Consider the following 18,437-nt stretch of genomic DNA (forward strand, 5'->3'; position numbering starts at 1 on the left):
CGCCTGACGGCGAGGCCCGCCTGACGGCGAGGCCCGCCTGACGGCGAGGCCCGCCTGACGGCGAGGCCCGCCTGACGGCGAGGCCCGCCTGACGGCGAGGCCCGCCTGACGGTCATGCCTCCAGGTAGCGCAGCACCGCGAGGATCCGGGGGCTGTGGCCCTCGGTGCCGCGCAGTTCCAGCTTGTCGAAGACGGCGTTGAGGTGCTTCTCCACCGCGCTCAGCGACAGGTGCAGGCGGCGCGCGATCGCCGTGTTCGTGTACCCCTCCGCGAGCACCTGGAGCACCTCGCGCTCGCGCGGGGTCAGCCGGGCCAGCGGGTCGGCGTGCGCGCTGCGGACCACGAGCTGCCGTACGACCTCCGGGTCGATCGCCGCGCCGCCCGCGTGGACCCGCTCCAGTGCGTCGAGGAACTCCTCGACCTGCGCCACCCGGTCCTTCAGCAGGTAGCCGACCCGCTCGGCCCCGGCCGCGAGCAGCCGGGCCGCGTAGCTCCGCTCGACGTGCTGGGAGAGGACCAGGACGCCCGTCCCGGGCAGGCGTTCGCGGATCTCGACGGCCGCCCGCAGCCCCTCGTCGGTGTGGGTCGGCGGCATGCGGATGTCCACGACGACCACGTCCGGGCGCAGCGCCTCCGCCTCGGCGACCAGCGTCACCGCGTCGCCGAACGCACCGACGACCTCGTGCCCCTCCTCCGCCAGCAGGCGCGCCAGACCCTCCCGCAGCAGGGTCGAGTCCTCGGCCAGGATCACACGCACGGCAGCTCCGCGATGATGGTGGTGGGTCCCCCGAGGGGGCTGTCGATCCGCAGGACGCCGTCGAGCGCGGCGACCCGCCCGCTCAGCCCGGTCAGGCCGCTGCCCGTCGGATCCGCGCCGCCCCGGCCGTCGTCCTCGATCCGCACGGTCAGCGGGGCGCCGGGCGCCCCCGTGACCCGTACCGAGACGGCCGTGGCGGCGGAGTGCTTGGCCGCGTTGGTGACCGCCTCGGAGACGACGAAGTACGCGGCCGTCTCCACCGGGCGGGGGAGCGGGCCCTCGACCTCGTACGCGATCCGCAGCGGCAGCGCGCACCGCTGCGCGACCCCGCCGAGCGCCTCCTCCAGGCCGAGGCTGTCCAGCGCCGACGGATACACCCGCCAGGCCACCTCGCGCAGTTCGGCCAGCACCTCCTGGGCCTCCCGGTGCGCCTGGCCGAGGAGTTCGGCCGCCCGCTCCGGGTCCCGGCCGCCGCCCCGGCGCGCCCGCCCGATCAGCATGGCGAGCGCCACGAGCCGCTGCTGCACCCCGTCGTGGAGGTCCCGCTCGATCCGCCGCCGCTCCACGTCCACGGCCCCCACGACGGCGGCCCGGCTCACGGACAGCTCGTCGATCCGGCGCCGCAGCAGCTCCCGCTCCGACGGCCCGAAGCACTCCCGGGCCAACCGGGCGTCGAGCGCGGTCAGCGCCCGCAGCCCCTGGAGCCCGAGGAACAGCAGGACGCTCCCGAGAACCGACTGCGTCAGCAGCTCCACCGCCCCGATGGTCCCGCGCGCCACACCACCGACCAGCAGCCCCGCCAGCACCACACCGAAGCCGAGCAGCGCCAGCACGATCCCGCACACCAGCCCCGCCCAGGACCGGACCGCCAGATACCGGAGCGCGCCCCGACCCCCGGCCTCGGTCTTGTTCTTGTACGCCTCCGGGAACCGGTCGCCGAAGAAGAAGGTCCGCCGCCTCCGCTCCAGCCCCACGAGCCGCCGCGCGCCGTTGCCGAGCAGCCCGAAGGCGTACGTCCGCGTCCTCGGCCACAGCAGGAAGGCGCCGAGCGGCACCCCCGCGAGCAGGAGGTACGCCAGCCCGGCCGGCGCCGTCAGACACCCGGCCAGCACCCCCGCCGCCCGCCGGACCGCCAACTCCGGGCCCGTACCGCCCTGTTCGCCCCCGTTCACCTCGCCCACCCTAGGCGCGGCGGTGCCGGGGCTCCGCCCCGCGCCCCCGGAGCCGTACGACGAGCCAGGTCGCGGCGGCCGCCAGGACCAGGACGACGACGGCCTTGGAGACCACGCCGACGTACCCCTCGACCAGCTCCCAGCGGTCGCCGAGGGCGTAGCCGGCGAGGACCAGGACGCTGTTCCAGAAGAAGCTGCCCACGGTGGTCAGCAGGAGGAAGAGGGGGACGGGCATCCGCTCCACCCCGGCGGGCACCGAGATCAGGCTGCGGAAGATCGGCACCATCCGGCCGAGGAGGACCGCCTTCGTCCCGTGCCGGCGGAACCACGCCTCCGTCCGCTCCAGGTCCGCGACCTTCACCAGCGGCAGCCGCGCCCACAGCGCGTGCATCCGCTCCCGGCCGAAGAGCGCGCCGATCGCGTACAGGGCGAGCGCGCCCACCACCGAACCGAGCGTCGTCCAGAAGAGGGCGGAGGCGAGGCTGAGCACGCCCTGACCGGCGGCGAAGCCGGTCAGCGGCAGGATCACCTCGCTCGGCAGCGGCGGGAAGAGGTTCTCCAGCGCGATGGCGAGACCGGCGCCCGGCCCGCCGAGGGTGTCGACGAGCCCGGCGGCCCAGCCGGCGATGCCGCCGGCGGGCTCCTGGGCGAGAGCGGTCGGGAACGGCGTCATGGGCTCTCCACGGATCGGACGAAGAAGGGGAAGCCCTCCGGCGGAAGCGCCGGGGACTTCCCCCACCCTAGGAAAGCGCAGCTCGGAGCCGGTATGCGCGTTCCCGCCCGAGGCCCCTGCGGAAAACCGCAGGGGCCGCCGGCTCAGGCCCAGACCTCCCAGCCCCTCAGCCTGCTCACGCCTCCAGGTCCGCCGCCGTCGGGACCACCACGGCGAAGACGTCGGTCAGCCCGGTCAGCGCGGCCCGCTTGAGCTCGGCGGCGGGCACGACCGAGCCGTCCGGCGCGGTGAGGGACCGGGTGGCGGTGGCCTCGGCGACGACGGTCGGCCGGTAGCCCAGGTTGAATGCCGCCTGGGCGGTGTAGTTCACGCACATGTGGGTCATGAACCCGGCCAGGACCAGGTCCTTCCCGCTGCCCGCCGCGAAGCCGAGGTCCGTCAGGACCTTCTCCAGCTCGGTGGCGTGGAAGGCGTTCGGGAAGTTCTTCACCACGACCGGCTCGCCCTCCGCCGGGGCCACCTCGTCGCTGATCGCGCCGACATGCGCCGTGAGGTCGTACGGGGAGCCCTCGCCGCTGTCGTGCTGGATGTGCACGACCGGGGCGCCGGCCGCCCGGGCCCGCGCGAGGAGCCGCGCCGCCTCGGCGACGGCCTCCTCGGCGCCCTCCAGCGCCATGACGCCGGACCGGTAGGTGTTCTGGACGTCGATGAGGACCAGGACCGACTCGGAGAGGCGGGCCGGCTCGTCGGACAGACCGGAGAGGGTACGGAGGGGGGTGGACGGAGCGATGCTCATGTCATGACCTTTCGTAAGAAATTGGATGATGTGGGAGTGTGGCGGGCCGCCCGCCCCACACGGGGAAGAGGCAGGGAAGGGAAGAGGGCTCAGCCGGCCCCGGTACGGAACCTGCGCCGATAAGCCGCCGGCGTCGTCGCGAGCTGCCGGCGGAAGGCCCGGTGCAGGGTCTCCACCGAACCGAGCCCCGCCCGCGCCGCCACCTCGGCGAGCGGCACGTCCGAGGTCTCCAGATGGCGGCGGGCCACCTCGATCCGGGCGGCCTCCACATAGGCGGCGGGGCTCGACCCCGTCTCCTGCGCGAAGACCCGGGCGAAGTGCCGCTCGCTCAGGCACATCCGGCCCGCCAGCCGCTCCGCGGACAGGTCCTCGTCGAGGTGGTCCGCGATCCAGAGCCGCAGCTCGTCGATGTCCCTCCGGCCGGCCGCCGGACGGCTCAGCGGCACCGAGAACTGGCTCTGGCCGCCCTGCCGCTTCAGGTACATCACGAGCTGCCGGGCCACCGCGAGCGCGGTCTCCTCGCCCAGGTCCTCCGCCACCAGGGCGAGGGACAGGTCGAGACAGGCGCTGATCCCGGCCCCGGTCCACAGCCGGCCCCGGTCCGTCCGTACGAAGATCGGATCGGGGTCGACGGTGATCTCGGGGTGGTCGGCCGCCAGCTGCGCGGCCGTCGACCAGTGGGTCGTCGCGGACTTCCCGTCGAGGAGACCGGCCGCCGCGAGGACGTGCGCGCCGACGCAGACCGACGCCACCCGGCGGGCGTGCGGAGCGGTCTCCCGTACCCACCGCACGACCTCCGGGTCGAGCCGGGCGACGACCCCGCCGTCCTCCGCCGGGTCGACCGCCCCCGGCACCAGGAGGGTGTCCAGGTCGGCCCCGACCTCGTCGAAGCCGAGGTCCGCGACCAGCCGCACCCCCGCCGAGGTCCGTACCTCCCCGCCGCCGCCGGGCGCGGCCAGCCGCACCCGGTAGCGGGCGCGGCCGCCCGCCTCCCGGTTGGCCAGCGCGAAGACCTCGGCCGGCCCGGTGACGTCGAGGAGGTCCACGTCGGGGAAGACCGCGACGACGACCCGGTGGACGGGGTGCTCCCCGCCCGGGCCGCCGGCCGGCGCTTCGGTACGTGTCTCGGACATGCACCCACCTTCGCCCGCCCCGCCCCATGACGGCAATGACGATTCCCTGTCACATCCGGACACGCCCTCCGTGGCCCGCCGCCCACCCGCGGCCCGCCGCCCACCCGCGGCCCGCCGCTCGCCCGCGGCCCGCCGCCCGGCTCCGGGCAAGCCGCCCGGCTCCGGGCATGCGGTCCGACATCCGGCCGGGGGCCCGCCGGGGACCGCCTACTCTTGGATGCATGACCAGCAGCAGCGACCGGAGTCTCACAGTGGGCATCGAAGGACCGAAGACCTACGACATTCGCACCTACGGGTGCCAGATGAACGTCCACGACTCCGAGCGGCTCTCCGGTCTGCTGGAAGAGGCGGGATACGTCCGCGCCCCCAAGGAGGCCGACGGCGCCGACGTCGTCGTCTTCAACACCTGCGCGGTCCGTGAGAACGCCGACAACAAGCTGTACGGCAACCTCGGCCACCTCGCCCCGATGAAGACCGCGCGCCCCGGCATGCAGATCGCCGTCGGCGGCTGCCTCGCCCAGAAGGACCGCGACACCATCGTGAAGCGGGCCCCGTGGGTCGACGTGGTCTTCGGCACGCACAACATCGGCAAGCTGCCGGTCCTGCTGGAGCGCGCCCGCGTCCAGCAAGAGGCGCAGGTCGAGATCGCCGAGTCCCTGGAGGCGTTCCCCTCCACCCTGCCGACCCGCCGCGAGTCGGCGTACGCGGCCTGGGTCTCGATCTCGGTCGGCTGCAACAACACCTGCACCTTCTGCATCGTCCCCGCCCTGCGCGGCAAGGAGGAGGACCGCCGTCCCGGCGACATCCTCGCCGAGATCGAGGCGCTGGTCGCCGAGGGCGTCTCCGAGATCACCCTGCTCGGCCAGAACGTGAACGCGTACGGCTCCGACCTCGGCGACCGCGAGGCGTTCAGCAAGCTGCTGCGGGCCTGCGGCTCCATCGAGGGCCTGGAGCGGGTCCGCTTCACCTCGCCGCACCCGCGCGACTTCACCGACGACGTCATCGCCGCGATGGCCGAGACGCCGAACGTGATGCCGCAGCTCCACATGCCGCTCCAGTCCGGCTCGGACCCGATCCTCAAGGCCATGCGCCGCTCCTACCGCCAGGAGCGTTTCCTCGGCATCATCGAGAAGGTGCGCGCCGCGATTCCGCACGCCGCCATCTCCACCGACATCATCGTCGGCTTCCCCGGCGAGACCGAGGAGGACTTCGAGCAGACCCTGCACGTCGTCCGCGAGGCCCGCTTCGCCAACGCCTTCACCTTCCAGTACTCCAAGCGCCCCGGGACCCCGGCCGCCGAGATGGACGGCCAGATCCCCAAGGAGGTCGTGCAGGCGCGCTACGAGCGCCTGGTCGCCCTCCAGGAGGAGATCTCCTGGGACGAGAACAAGAAGCAGGTCGGCCGGACCCTGGACGTCATGGTCGCGGAGGGCGAGGGCCGCAAGGACGGCGCCACCCACCGCCTCTCCGGCCGCGCGCCCGACAACCGGCTCGTCCACTTCACCAAGCCCGACGAGGACGTGCGTCCCGGCGACGTGGTGACCGTCGAGATCACGTACGCCGCCCCGCACCACCTCCTCGCCGAGGGCCCGACCACCGCCGTCCGCCGCACCCGCGCGGGCGACGCCTGGGAGAAGCGCACCGCCGCGGCCGCCGCCAAGCCGGCCGGCGTCCTGCTCGGCCTGCCCAGGATCGGCGTCCCGGACCCGCTCCCGGCGGCCGAGACCCCGGCCTGCGGCGCCAGTCACTGACACCAGCCACCACACAGGGGGGACCTCATGGGGAGATGGGCCGTCGTCGCGCAGGGAGGCGCGGGAGAGACGTACAACACCGAGATCCTCACCAGACTGACCGGCACCCGCGAGGACGCCCGCGCGGCGCTGGTCGAGGCCACCCAGGTGGTCCGCAAGCCGATGCGCGAGAAGCACCGCGCGGTCTACCGCTTCCCGGGCGGCGACAGCTACCTGGTGGTCGTCCAGGGCGCGATGAGCCATACGGAGACCACCCTGAGCATCGTCGAACTGGTCCACGACTCCGCGGACCCGTCAGTCGCCGAGGCGGTCGCGGAGGCGGACGGGGCGGGAGACGGGTCGACCAGTGGGGCGAGCGAAGGCTCGTCCGGCTGAGGGTTCGGACCGGCGGACTGTTCGGTCCGGCTGATCCCGGCTGTCCGGCGGATCGCCGGGACCCGCGGTCCCGGCGGATCTACGGTCCCGGCTGCCCGTTCGGGCCAGAGGTCCGGCCCCGCCTGCCCCGCTGATCCCGCATGCCCCGCTGATCCCGGCTCCCGGGGCAGTAGGCTGCGGATCATGCTTGTCGCCGCTGCCGTGTGCCCCTGCCCGCCGTTGCTCGTGCCGGAGGTGGCGAGTGGTGCCGCCTCTGAGCTGGAGGAGGTGCGGGCGCACTGCGCGGACGCCCTCGGGGTGCTTGCCGCTGCCCGGCCCGACCGGGTGTACGTCGTCGGGGCGGTGTCCGAGGGGGAGGCGGGGGCCTTCCCCGGGGGTTCCGGCGGGTCCTTCGCCGGGTTCGGGGTCGACCTCGCCGTACGGCTCGGGGAGGGGCCCGGGGGGCGTCCGCTGCCGGACTCGCTCGCCGTGGGTGCCTGGCTGCTCTCCCGTACCGACCGGGCCGACGTGCCCGTCGAGGGGCTCGGGGTCGACGAGCGGGCCGGTGTCGAGGAGTGCGCGGAGAGTGGGCGGCGGCTCGCCGCCTCCGCCGACCGCGTCGCCCTGCTCGTGCTGGGCGACGGCAGCGCCTGCCGCACCGTGAAGTCCCCCGGTTACTTCGACGAGCGCGCCGCCGGTTTCGACGCCGAGGCCGCGCGGGTCCTGGGCTCCGCCGACGTACCCGGCGTCCTCGCGCTCGACGCCGACCTCGCGTACGAACTGAAGGCGGCCGGTCGCGCCCCCTGGCAGGTCCTCGCGGGCGCCGCCGAGGGTGCGGGCCTGGCCGGCCGTCTCCTCCACGAGGACGCCCCGTACGGCGTCGAGTACCTGGTCGCCGTCTGGTCCTAGACCGGCGGGCGGCCGGCACCGGGAACGCCGGAAGGGCCGCCGTCTGGTCCTAGACCGACGGACGGCCGGCACCGGGAACGCCGGAAGGGCGGGGCCGCGGAGGACGTCCTCCGCGGCCCCGCCCTTCCTTGCGTGACCTCAGGCGGCCGGCGGCGCGGGAGGCGCGGGCGGCGCGGGAGGCGGCGGCGGGGGCGTGCCGTCGCTGCCGGGCGGCGTACCGTCGGCGCCGGGCCTGCCGTCCTCCTTGTGCCCGATCCGGTCGATGGCCTCCTTGGCCTTGCCGGTGCCGGAGTGGATCTTCTCGCTGTACTTGCCCTTGGTCTTCTCGTCGACCATCCTCGCGGCCTTGTCCAGACCGTGGTCGATCTTGTCCCCGTGCTGCTGCGCGAGGTCCGAGACCTTGTCCTTGGCCGGGCCCAGCTTGGCCTTCAGTGAATCCAGGAGACCCATGGGGCACCTCTCCGTGTCCGATTCCTGCCTACCTGCGGGCGGCTTCGCCGGTCTCGCTGTCCGTGTCCGCCGCGGTGCCGACGGACTGCTGCCGCGGGATCTCCACGACCTCCGCGACGGCCTCCCGGGCCTCCTCGACCTCCTCGGACTCCCTGACGGCCTCCTCGGACACCCGGGTCTTTCCGGGCTCCTCGGACGCCTCAGGGGCCTCGGACGCCTCGGACGCCTCAGCGGCCTCCGCCTCCGGAGCCCCCTCCCCGGAAGGAGCCTTCGAGGCCGGCTCCACCGGAACGGTCACTCCCGCGACGGCCACCCGCGTCACCGGCCCGTCCGCCTCGTCGGCCTCCGTGACGGTGGGCTCCGCCACATCGGCCGCCGCCGCTCCGGACCCGTCCGCGGAGACATCGGCCACGTCCTGCGCCGCGCTCTTCTTCTTCCGGCGAAACATTGCGAAAACGCCCATATTCACTCCATAGCGTACTCGTCGGGGGGTGCCGTGCGGGGGAGCGACGGCCGGAACACGGCCGGAACACCACGGAACACGGCCGGAACCACGCAACGGGCAACGAACCCCCCACCCCCCTGTCACGTCGCTCGTTCGGGGACGCCCCCGGAGGTTTGCGAGACTGGGGCGGTGAGAAGTGCAGCTCCCGCACCGCGGGTCATCGCCGTCGTCGGCCCCACGGCGGCCGGAAAGTCCGATCTGGGTGTGTTCCTGGCCCAGCAGCTCGGCGGCGAGGTCGTCAACGCCGACTCGATGCAGCTCTACCGCGGGATGGACATCGGGACCGCCAAGCTGACGCCGGAGGAGCGCGGGGGAGTCCCGCACCACCTCCTCGACATCTGGGACGTCACCGAGGCCGCCAGCGTCGCCGAGTACCAGCGCCTGGCCCGCGCCGAGATCGACCGGCTGCTCGCCGAAGGCCGTACCCCCGTCCTCGTCGGCGGCTCCGGCCTGTACGTACGCGGCGCCGTGGACGCCTTGGAGTTCCCCGGCACCGACCCCGGGATCCGGGCCCGCCTGGAGGCGGAGCTCGACGAGCGCGGCTCCGGCGTCCTGCACGCCCGGCTCGCCGACGCCGACCCCGAGGCGGCCCGCGCGATCCTCCCCAGCAACGGACGCCGGATCGTCCGCGCCCTGGAGGTCATCGAGATCACCGGAAAGCCCTTCACCGCCAACCTCCCCGGTCACGAATCGGTCTACGACACCGTCCAGATCGGCGTCGACGTGGCCCGCCCCGAACTCGACGAGCGCATCACCACGCGCGTGGACCGCATGTGGGAGGCCGGGCTCGTCGACGAGGTCCGCGCCCTGGAGGCGCTCGGACTGCGCGAGGGGCGCACGGCCTCCCGCGCGCTCGGTTACCAGCAGGTGCTCACGGCGCTCGCCGGGGAGTGCACCGAGGACGAGGCGCGCGCCGAGACCGTGCGCGCCACCAAGCGCTTCGCCCGCCGCCAGGACTCGTGGTTCCGCCGCGACCCGCGCGTCCACTGGCTCAGCGGGGCCGCCGAACACCGCGGGGAACTCCCGCGGGAGGCGCTGTCGTTGGTCGAACGAGCGGTTACAGCCTGATCACGTGATGGCATCGGGACGCCCTGCCCGTCATTTCGGCGGTCGTGAGCGTGCCATCATCGAGCATCGATCGACCAAGTGGAGTCCGAGTTGGGAGGGCGCGTGGCGATGGAGGCCGGCCCTCGCGACACAGAACAGCACGAGCGGGTCCCCGGGGATGCCCCGGGGCTGACCCCCGACGGTCCCGACGACGCCGAGGGCACCTCGGTCGAGGTCGACACCGATGAGGTCGAGGTCGAACTGCGCCCGCGGCGCCTGCTGAGGTTCTGGCAGCTCGCCCCGATCCTGGGGCTCGCCGCCCTCGGCTCCCTGATGTTCGCCTTCCCGCTGGCCTTCGGCTCCGGGGACGGCGGTGCGGTGGTCGCCATGCTCGGACTGCTCATCAGCTTCTGCGCCGCCGGCTGGGGCGTGATGGCCGCCCGCAAGGTCGGCTACACCTGGCCGGGCCTGCCGCAGCGCGGCTCCGGCGAGCGCCCGGACTGGCGCGTGCTCGCCCTGTACGTGACCACCATCGCGGTCCTCGTCGCCCTCGCGGTCTGGCGCGTCGCCCGCCTCCGCTGAGCCCCCCTCGGGGCCCGGCGGCGACCCTGACGGACGCGGGCCTGTGGACAATGTGGGCCCCGCCGGGCGCCGGCCTGTGGACAACCGGAACGGGTGTCCGGGCGGCACCGTACAGTTGATCTCGTGACCAGCACGCAGACCACCCCGCTCCGTTACCTCAAGGGCCACGGCACCGAGAACGACTTCGTGATCGTCCCCGACGCGGAGAACGAGATCGACCTGCCCCCCGCGCTCGTCGCCCGCCTCTGCGACCGCCGCGCCGGGCTCGGCGGCGACGGCGTGCTGCACGTCGTGCGCAGCGCCGCCCACCCCGAGGCCCGCGCCATGGCCGGCGAGGCCGAGTGGTTCATGGACTACCGGAACGCCGACGGCACGGTCGCCGAGATGTGCGGGAACGGGGTCCGGGTCTTCGCCCGCTACCTGGAGCACGCCGGCCACGTCACCGCCGGCGAGGTCGCCGTCGCCACCCGCGGCGGCGTCAAGCGCGTCCACCTCGACAAGGACGGCTCCGTCACCGTCTCCATGGGCCGCGCCGTCCTCCCCGAGGAGGGCGTCACGGTCGCCGTCGACGGCCGCAGCTGGCCCGCGCGCAACGTGAACATGGGCAATCCGCACGCGGTCGCCTTCGTCGAGGACCTCGCCCACGCGGGCACGCTGTTCGACGAGCCGCCGTACGAGCCCGCGGCGGTCTACCCGGACGGGGTCAACATCGAGTTCGTCGCGGACCGGGGCCCCCGCCACGTCGCCATGCGCGTCCACGAGCGCGGCGCCTCCGAGACCCGCTCCTGCGGCACCGGCGCCTGCGCCGTGGCCGTCGCCGCCGCCCGCCGCGACGGCGCGGACCCGGCCGAGACCGGCGCCCCCGTCACGTACACCGTCGACGTCCTCGGCGGCACGCTGCTCATCACCGAGCACCCCGACGGCGAGATCGAGATGACCGGACCGGCCGTCATCGTCGCCGAGGGCACCCTGGAGCCCTCCTGGCTCGCCCAGGACTGAGCGCGGCAGGGTGGGCGTAAGCCGCTGGGCCGGGGCGGGGAAGGCGCTGCGCCGGGGCGGCGTATGCGCTGAGCCGGGCGGCGTAAGCGTTGGGCCGGGCGGCGTAATCGAAACTGTCAACGACGCCCGTGTCGCTCGAATGGGTGATCCGATTCACGCTGGGCGAGAGCGGGACTGCGCCACGTGGTGGGGTCGGTAGCATCAAGCACCGGCCCCCCGGGCTCTCCCCGCCCGTCCACCGCCGGTCGACGTCGCCGGAGGTGCCCCATGAGCGCAGAGGCCACGAACCCCGTGAGCGCGGCCGAGGCCGCAGCCCCCGAGACGGGTGTCCGCAGGCGCGGGCGCGCCCGGCTGGACCTGCGGCGGATCGGCCGCGCCGCCCTGCTCGGCGCCACCGCGGGCCCCGCTCCGCGCGACCGGCTGCCCGACGCCATCAGCCACGTCGCCGAGGCGCACCGGGCCCACCACCCCGAGGCCGACCTGTCGGTGCTGCGCCGGGCGTACGTGCTGGCCGAGTCCTCGCACCGGGGGCAGTTCCGCAAGAGCGGCGAGCCGTACATCACCCATCCGCTGGCCGTCACGCTCATCCTCGCCGAGCTCGGCGCCGAGACCGTCACCCTGACCGCCTCCCTCCTCCACGACACCGTCGAGGACACCGAGGTGACGCTCGACCAGGTGCGCCGGGAGTTCGGCGCCGAGGTCGCGTACCTCGTCGACGGCGTCACCAAGGTCGAGAAGATCGACTACGGCGCCGCCGCCGAGCCCGAGACCTTCCGCAAGATGCTCGTCGCCACCGGCGACGACGTGCGCGTCATGTCGATCAAACTCGCCGACCGGCTCCACAACATGCGCACCCTCGGCGTGATGCGCCCCGAGAAACAGGCCCGCATCGCCAAGGTCACCCGGGACGTCCTCATCCCCCTCGCCGAACGGCTCGGCGTCCAAGCGCTCAAGACCGAACTGGAGGACCTGGTCTTCGCCATCCTCCACCCCGAGGAGTACGAGGCCACCCGCGCGCTCATCGCCGAGGCCACCGGCTCCGGCTCCCCGGACGCGCTCGCCGCCGTCGCCGAACAGGTCGCCACCGTCCTGCGCGAGGCGGACATCGCCGCCGAAGTCCTCGTCCGCCCCCGCCACTTCGTCTCCGTCCACCGCGTCCGCCTCAAGCGCGGCGAGCTGCGCGGCTGCGACTTCGGACGGCTCCTCGTCCTCGTCGCCGAGGACGCGGACTGTTACGCGGTCCTCGGCGAGCTGCACACCTGCTTCACCCCGCTCATCTCGGAGTTCAAGGACTTCATCGCGGCCCCCAAGTTCAACCTGTACCAGTCCCTGCACACCGCGATCGCCGCGCCCGACGGGGCCGTCGCCGAGGTCCTCATCCGCACCCAGCGCATGCACAAGGTCGCCGAGGCGGGTGTCGTCGCCCTCGGCAGCCCCCTCGGCACGGCACCGGACCCGGCTGAGCTCCCTGAGAGCGCCGAGGCCGCCGAGGACGGCGAGCGCACCGATCCCACCCGGCCCGGCTGGCTCGCCCGCCTCCTCGACTGGCAGGAGTCCGCCCCCGACCCCGACACCTTCTGGAGCTCGCTCCGCGCCGACCTCGCCGAGGATCACGAGATCACCGTCTTCCGCGCCGACGCGGGCACTCTGGGCCTGCCCGCCGGATCCACCTGCGTCGACGCCGCGTACGCGCAGCACGGCGAGGCCGCCCACGCCTGCCTCGGCGCCCGCGTCAACGGCCGGCTCACCCCCCTGAGCACCGTCCTCTCCGACGGCGACACTGTGCAGCTGCTCCTCGCGCAGGACACCGGCTCCGGGCCCTCCCCGGCGTGGCTGGACCACGCGCGTACACCCGCCGCGCGGATCGCCATCACCGCCTGGCTCCAGGCGCACCCGGAAGCCGCCCACCAGCCCGCCGCCGCCCCGCGCCCGCAGCTCAGCGTCGCCGCCGACCGCAGCTCCGGCGCGGAACTCCACGCCGACCTCGACGGCGCCCCGCCGGCCGCGGTCCGCCCGGCCGGCTGCTGCACCCCCGTGCCGCCCGACACCATCACCGGCTTCCGCGTCAGAGGCGGCTCCGTGACCGCGCACCGCACCGGCTGTCCGGCCGTCGCCGTCATGCACCGGCTCGGCCGCGCCGCCGTCCCCGTCCGCTGGGGCGCCGCCGCGCACTGCCGTGTCACCCTCGTCGCCGAATCGTTCGGCCGCCCGGGCCTGCTCGCCGACCTCACCGAGGCCATCGCCACCGCCGGCGCGGAGGTGGTCTCCGCCACCGTCGAGCCCCCGACCGAGCAACGAGTCCGCCACACCTACACCCTCCAACTCACCGACGCCGCCGCCCTACCCCACCTCATGCGCTCCATGCGCGCCGTCCCCGGCGTCTACGACGTCGCCCGAACACACCGCCTCTGAGGCCCGGGACCCGCCACGGCGGGGAAACCCCGCTTCCGGCGCGGGCCCCGGCACTGCTCGGGGAAACCGGCTCCGGCACCGCTCGGGGAAGCCCGCTCCCGGCGTCGCCTGCGACGCCGGATGCGGCATCACCTGGGAAGCCGCTCCCGGCAGCGCCTGCGGCACCGGATCCGGCAGCACGCGGGGATCCGCTCCCGACAGCGACTCCAGCACCGGACCCGGCACCACCCGCGACCCCCTCCCGGCACCACCCGGGATCCCCTCCCAGCAGCACCGCCCCCACACCAAGTGCCCGCACCCCCCCGCCCATGACTCCTTCGGGTGGCAGGTGCGCGCGTCGGGCGGGGGTGTGGGGTGGTGCACTGGTAGCCCTGGCGCATGCCGCACACTTTCCGGCCGCTGCCTCCGGCCTCCAGCACCGTTCCCCCGCCCGCCGGCGGCCCCGCGCGGCCGGTGCGCCGGCCCTGGCTGCGGTCCGCCGTCCTCGTCGCCGCCGGCGCCGGACTGGTCGCCGCGTCGCTGCCCGCCCCGGCCCCCCTCGGCATCGGCGACCCGCTCTTCCCGTACCTCGGTAACCCCGGCTACGACGTCCTCGCGTACGACATCGGCCTCACCTACTCCGGCGTGAACACCGAGCCGCTCGCCGCCGTCACCCGCGTCGACGCCCTCGCCACCGCCGACCTCGACCGGCTCCACCTCGACTTCACCCACGGCACCGTCTCCGGCGTCACCGTCGACGGCGTGCCGGCCGCCCACGAGACCAGCGGCGAGGACCTGGTCATCACCCCGGCCGCGCCGATCGACGCGGGCGAACCCGTCACCGTCACCGTCCGCCACACCAGCGACCCGCGCGGCCCCGCGGCGAGCGGAGGCTGGGTCCGTACCTCCGACGGCCTCGCCATGGCCAACCAGGCCGACGCCGCCCACCGCGTCTTCCCCTCCAACGACCACCCCTCCGACAAGGCTGCCTTCACCTTCCGGATCACCGCCCCGAGCGGACTGACCGCCGTCGCCAACGGCCTGCCCGCGGGCCGGACCGACCACGGCGCCACCACCACCTGGACCTACCGCACCCGCCACCCCATGGCCACCGAACTCGCCCAGGTCTCCATCGGCCGCTCCGCCGTCGTGCACCGCACCGGCCCGCACGGCCTCCCCGTCCGGGACGTCGTCCCCGCCCAGGACCGGGAGACGCTGGAACCCTGGCTGCGCAGGACCCCCGGCCACCTGGAGTGGATGGAGGGCAAGGTCGGCCCGTACCCCTTCGAGACGTACGGCGTGCTGGTCGCCGACGCCACCACCGGCTTCGAGCTGGAGACCCAGACCCTCTCCCTCTTCGAGCGGCGGCTCTTCACCGACCCCCGCTTCCCCGAGTGGTACGTCGACGCGGTCATGGTCCACGAGCTGGCCCACCAGTGGTTCGGCGACAGCGTCACCCCGCGCACCTGGTCCGACCTGTGGCTCAACGAGGGACACGCCACCTGGTACGAGGCGCTCTACGCCGACGAGACCGCCGGCCGGTCCCTGGAGCGCCGCATGCAGGCCGCGTACGCCGCCTCCGACAGCTGGCGCGCGGACGGCGGACCGCCCGCCGCGCCCCGCCCGCCCGAGCCCGGCGCCAAGATCAGCCTCTTCCGGCCCGTCGTGTACGACGGCAGCGCGCTCGTCCTGTACGCCCTCCGGGAGGAGATCGGCACCGAGGCGTTCGACCGCCTGCAACGCCGCTGGGTCACCGGACACCGGGACGGCACCGCCTCGACCGCCGACTTCACGGCCCTGGCGGAACAGGTCTCCGGACAGGACCTCGACGCCTTCTTCGACGGCTGGCTGTACGGGGAGCGGACCCCGCCCATGCCCGGACACCCGGACTGGCGCAGCCTCCCGCCGGAGGCCACGAACCGCTGACGAAACCCGGGTGACGGGCGCGGGGCGGCCGTGTCACCATTTTCAGGTCGGCGACGCGGCCGGCCGGGAGTTCCCGCGAGGGAATCTTCCGGAGCCGTCACACGTTGTACCGACACCATCCCGTTTCAACCGACGTAAGGATCCAATGACCTCCTCTTCTTCCCCTTCCCAGGACGAGCAGAGCTTCGCGGACGAGCAGAGCTTCGCCCAGTCCCGCCGCACCGAGAGCCTTCGGGCCGATGCCCTGATGGAAGAGGACGTCGCCTGGAGCCACGAGATCGACGGAGAGCGGGACGGCGCGCAGTTCGACCGCTCCGAGCGTGCGGCCCTGCGCCGTGTCGTGGGCCTCTCCACCGAGCTCGAGGACGTCACCGAGGTCGAGTACCGGCAGCTGCGCCTGGAGCGCGTCGTGCTCGTCGGCGTATGGACCTCGGGGACCGTGCAGGACGCCGAGAACTCCCTGGCGGAGCTCGCGGCCCTGGCGGAGACGGCGGGCGCCCTCGTCCTCGACGGCGTGATCCAGCGCCGCGACAAGCCCGACCCGGCCACCTTCATCGGTTCCGGCAAGGCCCAGGAGCTGCGGGACATCGTCGTCGAGACCGGCGCCGACACCGTCGTCTGCGACGGTGAGCTCAGCCCCGGCCAGCTCATCGCCCTCGAAGACGTCGTCAAGGTCAAGGTGGTCGACCGGACCGCCCTGATCCTCGACATCTTCGCCCAGCACGCCAAGTCCCGAGAGGGCAAGGCGCAGGTCGCCCTCGCGCAGATGCAGTACATGCTGCCGCGACTGCGCGGCTGGGGTCAGTCGCTCTCCCGTCAGATGGGTGGCGGCGGCGGTGGCGGCATGGCCACCCGCGGTCCCGGTGAGACCAAGATCGAGACCGACCGGCGCCGCATCCGCGAGAAGATGGCGAAGATGCGCCGGGAGATCGCGGAGATGAAGACCGGCCGCGACATCAAGCGGCAGGAGCGGCGCCGCCACAAGGTGCCGTCGGTCGCCATCGCCGGATACACCAACGCGGGCAAGTCCTCGCTGCTCAACCGCCTCACGGGCGCCGGCGTCCTGGTGGAGAACGCGCTGTTCGCCACCCTCGACCCGACCGTCCGCCGGGCGGAGACGCCGTCCGGCCGGGTCTACACCCTGGCCGACACCGTCGGCTTCGTCCGGCACCTGCCGCACCACCTGGTCGAGGCGTTCCGCTCCACCATGGAGGAGGTCGCCGACGCCGACCTCATCCTGCACGTGGTGGACGGCTCGCACCCCGTCCCGGAGGAGCAGCTGGCCGCCGTGCGCGAGGTCTTCCGGGACGTCGGCGCGGTCAATGTGCCCGAGATCGTGATCATCAACAAGGCCGACGCGGCCGACCCGCTGGTCCTCCAGCGTCTGCTCCGCGTCGAGAAGCACTCCATGGCCGTCTCCGCCCGCTCGGGCGAGGGCATCGCGGAGCTGCTCGCCCTGATCGACCGCGAGCTGCCGCGCCCCGAGGTGGAGATCGAGGTCCTCCTGCCGTACACGCAGGGCGGTCTCGTCTCCCGGGTGCACGCGGAGGGCGAGATGCTCTCCGAGGAGCACACCCCCGAGGGCACCCTGGTCAAGGCCCGGGTGCACGAGGAACTGGCGGCGGCGCTCGCGCCGTACGTCCCCGCCGCGCACTGAGCGCGCACCGCACGAAAGGCTCCGGCCCCCTCCCGATCCGGGAGGGGGCCGGAGCCCTTTCAGGGAGCCGTCAGCAGGTTCAGGGAGCCGTCAACGGGTTCAGAGAGCCGTCAGCGGGCGAACTTCGCGCTGACCATGTCGTACGCGGCCTTGGCACCCCGGCCGAGCTGCGGACCGGCCAGCCAGCCACGGCCGCCCGCCGGGCCGATCGAGGTGTTCGACACCAGCGCCGTCCGCCCGTTCGGCAGCACCCGGAACCAGCCGCCGCCGGACGAACCCGCCGTCATCGTGCAGCCGATCCGGTGCATGACCGGAGTCGCCGGTGCCGTCGTGAGCCGGGTCGCCCGGTCCAGGCACTTGTGCATGATCACGCCGTTGTACGGGGCGGCCTGCGGGTAGCCCCAGGCGCCCAGGGTCCCGGCCCTGGCCGGCGCGGGCGCCGAGAAGTCGACCGGCAGCGCGGCGCCGACGGTCTCCTCCAGCGACTTGCCGCCGCGCTGCGGCTGCACGTGCAGGACGGCGTAGTCGTACGGCCACGCCTGGTTCGTCCCGCCGCGCTGGAGCCACTCGCCCGACGTCACCGCCCAGTCCGCCCAGTACTGGCCGTACGGATAGACCTCGTGCGGCTGCGCGCCGCGCAGGGCGGACGGGGACCTGCCCAGGTCGTTGAAGGCCGGGACGAAGGTGATGTTGCGGTACCAGCCGCCGCTCTGCCCGGCATGGACGCAGTGCCCGGCCGTCCAGACCAGGTTCGACCTCCCGGGCCGGCGCGGGTCCTTCACGATCGTGCCCGAGCAGACCATCGACCCCTGCGGCGAGTCGAAGAAGATCTTGCCCACGGGGGCGGCATTGCGGTGGTACGGGGTCTTCTCGCGCTGCGCCGTGACCGGCCGCGGCACGGGGTCGGAGCCGGAGGTCCCGGCCTGTGCGGTGATCGTCGGGTCAGGGCTCTTCGCGGACTGCATGCGCGCCGGGTCCCACAGGCCCTCGATGACCGGGTTGACGAAGTCCTCGGCCTCCCGCAGCCAGGTGCCGGTGTTCCAGTCCTTCCACCCGCCCCGCTTCCACGCGTCGAGGTCGACGCCGTGCTCCTTGAGCTTGTCGGCGAGGCCGTCCGCGAGGCCGTCGGGCAGACCGTCCGCGAGGTCGCTTCCGCCTCCGGTGCCGCTCTCGGAGGCCGCGGGCGCGGAGCTGCTCGCCCCGCCGCCGGCCGGCTTGTCCGCCGCGGGCGTCTCGGTCGGCCCGCAGGCCGTGACGGTCAGCGCGAGCGCCGTCGCGAGCCCGAGGGCCCCGGGTATGAGTCGTACAGAACGCATGTGGTGAGTTCCCCCTGGA

At 73.9% G+C, this 18,437-nt stretch carries 17 protein-coding genes; 9 read left to right on the top strand and 8 right to left on the bottom strand.

Translation table 11 applies throughout. The features are described from left to right. Positions 1-112: 112 nt before the first annotated feature. The 5 genes from ACFXMG_RS18385 to ACFXMG_RS18405 all read right to left on the bottom strand — a co-directional run bounded on the left by ACFXMG_RS18385 (position 113) and on the right by ACFXMG_RS18405 (position 4,531). Positions 113-757 carry a response regulator gene (locus tag ACFXMG_RS18385; RefSeq protein ID WP_383830754.1) on the bottom strand — a complete coding sequence of 215 codons (645 nt, stop codon included), beginning with the start codon at positions 755-757 and terminating at the stop codon, positions 113-115. Continuing rightward, positions 748-1,929 (bottom strand): sensor histidine kinase, encoded by a 1,182-nt coding sequence (locus tag ACFXMG_RS18390; RefSeq protein ID WP_383830756.1) that lies wholly within the window; start codon positions 1,927-1,929, stop codon positions 748-750. The genes ACFXMG_RS18385 and ACFXMG_RS18390 overlap by 10 nt, the downstream gene beginning before the upstream one ends. A gap of 10 nt (positions 1,930-1,939) precedes the next feature. Beyond that, positions 1,940-2,602 (bottom strand): DedA family protein, encoded by a 663-nt coding sequence (locus tag ACFXMG_RS18395; protein ID WP_383830759.1) that lies wholly within the window; start codon positions 2,600-2,602, stop codon positions 1,940-1,942. 175 nt (positions 2,603-2,777) lie between these two features. Further along, positions 2,778-3,398 carry an isochorismatase family protein gene (locus ACFXMG_RS18400; protein ID WP_383830762.1) on the bottom strand — a complete coding sequence of 207 codons (621 nt, stop codon included), beginning with the start codon at positions 3,396-3,398 and terminating at the stop codon, positions 2,778-2,780. An 89-nt stretch (positions 3,399-3,487) separates the two neighbouring features. Then, positions 3,488-4,531 carry a GlxA family transcriptional regulator gene (locus ACFXMG_RS18405; RefSeq protein ID WP_383830765.1) on the bottom strand — a complete coding sequence of 348 codons (1,044 nt, stop codon included), beginning with the start codon at positions 4,529-4,531 and terminating at the stop codon, positions 3,488-3,490. Between the two features lie 221 nt (positions 4,532-4,752). Here ACFXMG_RS18405 and miaB point away from each other — a divergent pair, with 221 nt between their 5' ends. The 3 genes from miaB to ACFXMG_RS18420 all read left to right on the top strand — a co-directional run bounded on the left by miaB (position 4,753) and on the right by ACFXMG_RS18420 (position 7,545). Further along, the gene (gene miaB, locus ACFXMG_RS18410) at positions 4,753-6,282 is read left to right on the top strand and encodes a tRNA (N6-isopentenyl adenosine(37)-C2)-methylthiotransferase MiaB (protein WP_383830768.1); all 1,530 of its coding nucleotides are present in this window, start codon (positions 4,753-4,755) and stop codon (positions 6,280-6,282) included. Between the two features lie 27 nt (positions 6,283-6,309). Next, positions 6,310-6,657 (top strand): hypothetical protein, encoded by a 348-nt coding sequence (locus ACFXMG_RS18415; RefSeq protein ID WP_383830771.1) that lies wholly within the window; start codon positions 6,310-6,312, stop codon positions 6,655-6,657. Positions 6,658-6,840: 183 nt separating this feature from the next. After that, positions 6,841-7,545 (top strand): class III extradiol dioxygenase subunit B-like domain-containing protein, encoded by a 705-nt coding sequence (locus tag ACFXMG_RS18420; RefSeq protein WP_383830774.1) that lies wholly within the window; start codon positions 6,841-6,843, stop codon positions 7,543-7,545. A 138-nt stretch (positions 7,546-7,683) separates the two neighbouring features. Here ACFXMG_RS18420 and ACFXMG_RS18425 read toward each other — a convergent pair whose 3' ends face one another. Together ACFXMG_RS18425 and ACFXMG_RS18430 are read right to left on the bottom strand one after the other, a co-directional pair. Further along, positions 7,684-7,995 (bottom strand): antitoxin, encoded by a 312-nt coding sequence (locus tag ACFXMG_RS18425; RefSeq protein WP_383820316.1) that lies wholly within the window; start codon positions 7,993-7,995, stop codon positions 7,684-7,686. Positions 7,996-8,023: 28 nt separating this feature from the next. After that, on the bottom strand, positions 8,024-8,458 hold the full coding sequence (locus ACFXMG_RS18430) for a hypothetical protein (RefSeq protein WP_383820314.1): 435 nt from the start codon (positions 8,456-8,458) through the stop codon (positions 8,024-8,026). 171 nt (positions 8,459-8,629) lie between these two features. On the opposite strand from ACFXMG_RS18430, the gene miaA reads away from it, so the two are divergent. The 6 genes from miaA to hflX all read left to right on the top strand — a co-directional run bounded on the left by miaA (position 8,630) and on the right by hflX (position 17,102). Further along, entirely contained in the window at positions 8,630-9,568 is a 939-nt protein-coding gene (gene miaA, locus ACFXMG_RS18435; protein ID WP_383820312.1) for a tRNA (adenosine(37)-N6)-dimethylallyltransferase MiaA, read from the top strand. Between the two features lie 108 nt (positions 9,569-9,676). Then, the gene (locus ACFXMG_RS18440; RefSeq protein WP_383820325.1) at positions 9,677-10,129 is read left to right on the top strand and encodes a hypothetical protein; all 453 of its coding nucleotides are present in this window, start codon (positions 9,677-9,679) and stop codon (positions 10,127-10,129) included. Between the two features lie 123 nt (positions 10,130-10,252). Further along, a complete protein-coding gene (gene dapF, locus ACFXMG_RS18445; RefSeq protein WP_383820309.1) occupies positions 10,253-11,128 on the top strand; it encodes a diaminopimelate epimerase in 876 nt (291 codons plus the stop codon). Positions 11,129-11,395: 267 nt separating this feature from the next. Continuing rightward, positions 11,396-13,540 carry a RelA/SpoT family protein gene (locus ACFXMG_RS18450; RefSeq protein ID WP_383820307.1) on the top strand — a complete coding sequence of 715 codons (2,145 nt, stop codon included), beginning with the start codon at positions 11,396-11,398 and terminating at the stop codon, positions 13,538-13,540. 378 nt (positions 13,541-13,918) lie between these two features. Further along, a complete protein-coding gene (locus tag ACFXMG_RS18455; RefSeq protein ID WP_383820304.1) occupies positions 13,919-15,445 on the top strand; it encodes a M1 family metallopeptidase in 1,527 nt (508 codons plus the stop codon). Between the two features lie 145 nt (positions 15,446-15,590). Beyond that, positions 15,591-17,102 (top strand): GTPase HflX, encoded by a 1,512-nt coding sequence (hflX, locus tag ACFXMG_RS18460; RefSeq protein WP_383820301.1) that lies wholly within the window; start codon positions 15,591-15,593, stop codon positions 17,100-17,102. A gap of 110 nt (positions 17,103-17,212) precedes the next feature. Here hflX and ACFXMG_RS18465 read toward each other — a convergent pair whose 3' ends face one another. After that, entirely contained in the window at positions 17,213-18,418 is a 1,206-nt protein-coding gene (locus ACFXMG_RS18465; RefSeq protein WP_383820298.1) for a trypsin-like serine peptidase, read from the bottom strand. Positions 18,419-18,437 lie beyond the last annotated feature (19 nt).

This window comes from Streptomyces sp. NPDC059201 (assembly GCF_042754585.1).
GTDB lineage: Bacteria > Actinomycetota > Actinomycetes > Streptomycetales > Streptomycetaceae > Streptomyces.